General features: G+C 61.5%; 2 protein-coding genes. Both read left to right on the top strand.

Features of this window, described 5'->3' with window-relative positions:
* Nucleotides 1–55 precede the first annotated feature (55 nt).
* Nucleotides 56–2,686 (top strand): phage tail tape measure protein, encoded by a 2,631-nt coding sequence (locus AWM69_RS22560; protein WP_218728581.1) that lies wholly within the window; start codon nucleotides 56–58, stop codon nucleotides 2,684–2,686.
* 9 nt (nucleotides 2,687–2,695) lie between these two features.
* A complete protein-coding gene (locus AWM69_RS22565) occupies nucleotides 2,696–3,541 on the top strand; it encodes a phage tail protein (RefSeq protein ID WP_218728582.1) in 846 nt (281 codons plus the stop codon).
* Nucleotides 3,542–3,565: the final 24 nt, after the last annotated feature.

The raw sequence follows: 3,565 nt of genomic DNA on the forward strand, positions 1-3,565 counted from the left end.
TGTGGTGGCTCACGGATTGAGCCGCCCCCTCCGTTACGCGTAACAGGGCATTCCTATGGCAAACAAAATGGCGCTCGGCCTTGTTATCGGCGGCGCGGTCAGCTCGACCGTGGGCGCTGCATTCAAGGACGTGGGAAGCCGCGTTAAAAAGCTCAGTGAGCAAGGCAAGAAAGCCCGGGTACTGCAGAGCACGATTGGCGAAACCATGCGCCTGCGTGACGAGTGGCGAAAGTCTCACGCTGCAGGTGAGAAAGGTGCGCAAGCGCTGCTAAACCGGCTGGAGCGAAACCTGGGTGTGCTGCGCAAGGAGGGCATCGAGGTCGGGCGGTTGGCCAGGGAGTACGACCGCCTGGGTCGTGCCGGGCGCAGTGCTGAACTGAAGGCCAAAGGCTTTGGCCAGATCGATCAGGGCAAGAAGCAGGTGCGCGCCGGTGTTGCGCAGGGAGTTGTGGCCACGGGCATGGTGGCGGTTACGGCCAAAGTCAGTGCGGATTATCAAGCGATCATCCGCGACATTGCGATCAAGGCCGGGGTGGCCCGATCGGCGCAAGAAGGCGAGATGTCGCGCAGCATCATTCAAACATCGAATGACGTCGGGATGGGCCGTAACGAAGTGGCCGATGTGGTTAACCAGTTGGTCGGTGCCGGCATGGAGCTGAAACAGGCGATGGCGTTTGCGCCGGTGGCGGCCAAGTTCGTCGTGGGCCAAGGATCGTCTGGTGTCGACACGGCCAAGATGATTCAGGCGCTGCAGAGTAACGCCAATATTACCGACCCCAAGGTGCTGGAAAAGGCGTTGGAGGCGGTGGCTTTCCAAGGGCAGGCGGGCAGCTTTGAAGCCAGCGACATGGCGCGCTGGTTCCCGCAATTACTCGCAAGCATGCAGAAACAGGGCATCACCGGCATGGATGCCGTCACGCAACTGGGCGCGATGCTCCAGGTGCAGATGAAAACTGCCGGCACCTCTGACGAAGCGGCCAACAACCTCAAGAACTGGATGGAAAAAATCGGTTCTGGCGAAGTGGTGGACGCCTACAAGAAAGCCGGCATTGATTATCAGGGGTCGCTCAACACTGGTATTCAGGGTGGCATGTCCACGCTGGAGGCCAGTTTCGGCTTGGCCAAGCGGTACATCGAAGCCACCGACCCGAAGAAAGCCGCGAAGATGGCCGAGGCCACGGCCCAGATCAGCAAGGAAGCCAACCCGGAAAAAGCCAAGGCCATGCTCAGCAGTCTGGAGCAGGCATTGCGCACCGGTGATATTTTCGCCGACATGCAAGTCAAGTCAGCGCTGACTGCCTATGTGCAAAACAAGGCGTTGTATGAGCAGTTGAAAAACGAGGCGGCCGGCGCCTCGGGCATTCTCGACAAGAACCTGTCGGAGCGCCGCGACACCTCGTCTCAGAAATGGGCCGAGACGATTCAGGCGGGTAACGATGCCATGCGCAGCGTGGGTGACGCCATTCGGCCAGTCACGGATGCGCTGGCCACCGGGCTGACCACGGTGGTCAAGGGCATCACCAAGCTATCTGACGAGTCGCCCAAGCTGGTGATGGGCCTTACGGCGCTGGCCACCGGTGCCAGTGTCGTGACCAGTGTGCTGGGCGCGCTCAAGATTGGCCGGGGGCTGGTCAACTTGGTCCGTGGCGGATTGGGCGGTGGACGCGGTGCAGGCCGTGCTGGTGTGCAATCGGTCTTTGTCACCAACGCCAAGGACGCATTGGGCGGCGGTGATGGGGGCGACGATGAGAAGGGGGATGCGGTCAAGTCGCTGGTTTCGGCAGGCCTCAACGCGCTGCTCGGTCGCAAGGATGAGGACAAGGAAGGTGAGGGCGCTCCCGATACCAAACTGGATCCGGTCGATACTGGCCTGAAGCTGCTCGATGTGATCCGGGAGGCCAAGGGCGGAGACGATGAGGCTGGGCCTGACCACACGCAAAAAGTGTTTGTGGTCAACGCCCGGGAAATCGGCGGTGGGGGGCCGGGCGGCGGAGGTCGTGGCGGCCGTCGATCGCGCCGCCGAGGTCCGCCACGCCCCCCGGCACCGCCACCTGTGCCACCGCGTTTGGGCGCTCGGTTGATGAGCGCCGTGGGCACCCTCGGCAAGGTGAGTAAAGCCATTCCGGCCGGCACGGTGTTTGAGGCGGGGCTCAAGGCCTTTGACACCTTCACCACGGCCAAGACGGCCGAAGAAAAGGCAGATGGCTACGGTGGTGCTGCAGGCGGTTTGGCCGGCTCTTTGGCCGGTGCTGCAGCCGGCGCCGCGATCGGTTCCGTGGTGCCGATCATTGGCACGGCGATGGGTGGGCTGGTCGGCGCGTTCCTGGGCGGCATGGGCGGTGATGCTGTGGGTGGCATGTTCGGCAAAACGTCGTTTGCTAAGTCGCTGTTCGGCAATGATGCAGAGCCGGGTGATGTGGTGCGCTCGATGCAGGCAGGTAGCCCGAAAGCCCCGGCACCGTTGGTGATCAAGGCTGAGTCCAAGCCGGCCCCGATCGATCAAAAGTTCACCTTTGCCCCGCACATGCCCATCACTATTGAAGGTGATGTGAAAGACCCCGACGAGCTGATGCGCAAGCTGCAACCCATGATGCAGGGCCATTTGAATGACTTCGCCCGGCAGATGGAAGACAACGCCCGCCGGGCCAATGACCGCAAGTTATACGACGCCCCACATATCGGGTAAGGAGGTGATATGCCCTATATGGAGCAGATGCAAAGCACGGTCAGTTACTTGGCGACGGCGGGGGAGGCAGGTAGAAAAAGCCTCGACGGCATGATGGGGCCAGTGAATGGGGCGATCAGTGAAATGGCCGGCGCCGCCTCGGAGCTGGAGACGTTGCCGGTGATTGGCCCGATGGTAGGGGAAAAGCTGCAGCGTGTGATGCGGGGGGTAAGTGCCGCCCAGGCCAAGGTGGGCAGGATGGTAGCGGTTTACAGCCAAGCCACCCGCGCCGCCTCGCAGATCGAGCAGCGTCTGGAGGTGTTTGGCGAGCAGGCAACCCGGGCCAAAAACGCGATTAACCAGATTGCCGGCAAGATCAATCCCGCGCTGGGTAACATTCTGCCGACCAGCATCTTTGCCACGGATACCACCCCCGCAGTTGAGGCGGTGAAGCCGTTCCCCCACCTGCTAATCATGCAGCCGCATAAGCATGAGGCGCCGCCGTACTACTTCAACCTGGACACGGCGGCCTTCGATGAGTTGAGTCGACAGAGCAGCTTTCGTTGGGCTTCTCAGGAGCGCCTGACGCGTCGGCCGGCGCAGCAGTCGGTGGGCATGGGTGAGGAAAAAATGACCCTCAAGGGCTCGATTTTCCCGGGCCATCGGGGCGGCTTAAAGCAACTGGACACCCTGCGTAGCATTGGTGGCTTGCTGCTGCCCATTGGGCTGACCACGGGTTATGGCCACGTCTTGGGGGATTGGTGTTTGACCTCGATCAGCGAGGATCAAAGCGCCTTGCTGCAGGGCGGTATCCCGCGCAAGCAGGGCTTTAGTTTGGAGTTTGTCCGTTATGGCGAAGACCTGCAGAACACTTGATGGCGACAAGCTCTACACCATTTG

It is taken from the genome of Pseudomonas sp. D1HM (assembly GCF_019266105.1).
Taxonomy (GTDB): domain Bacteria; phylum Pseudomonadota; class Gammaproteobacteria; order Pseudomonadales; family Pseudomonadaceae; genus Aquipseudomonas; species Aquipseudomonas taetrolens.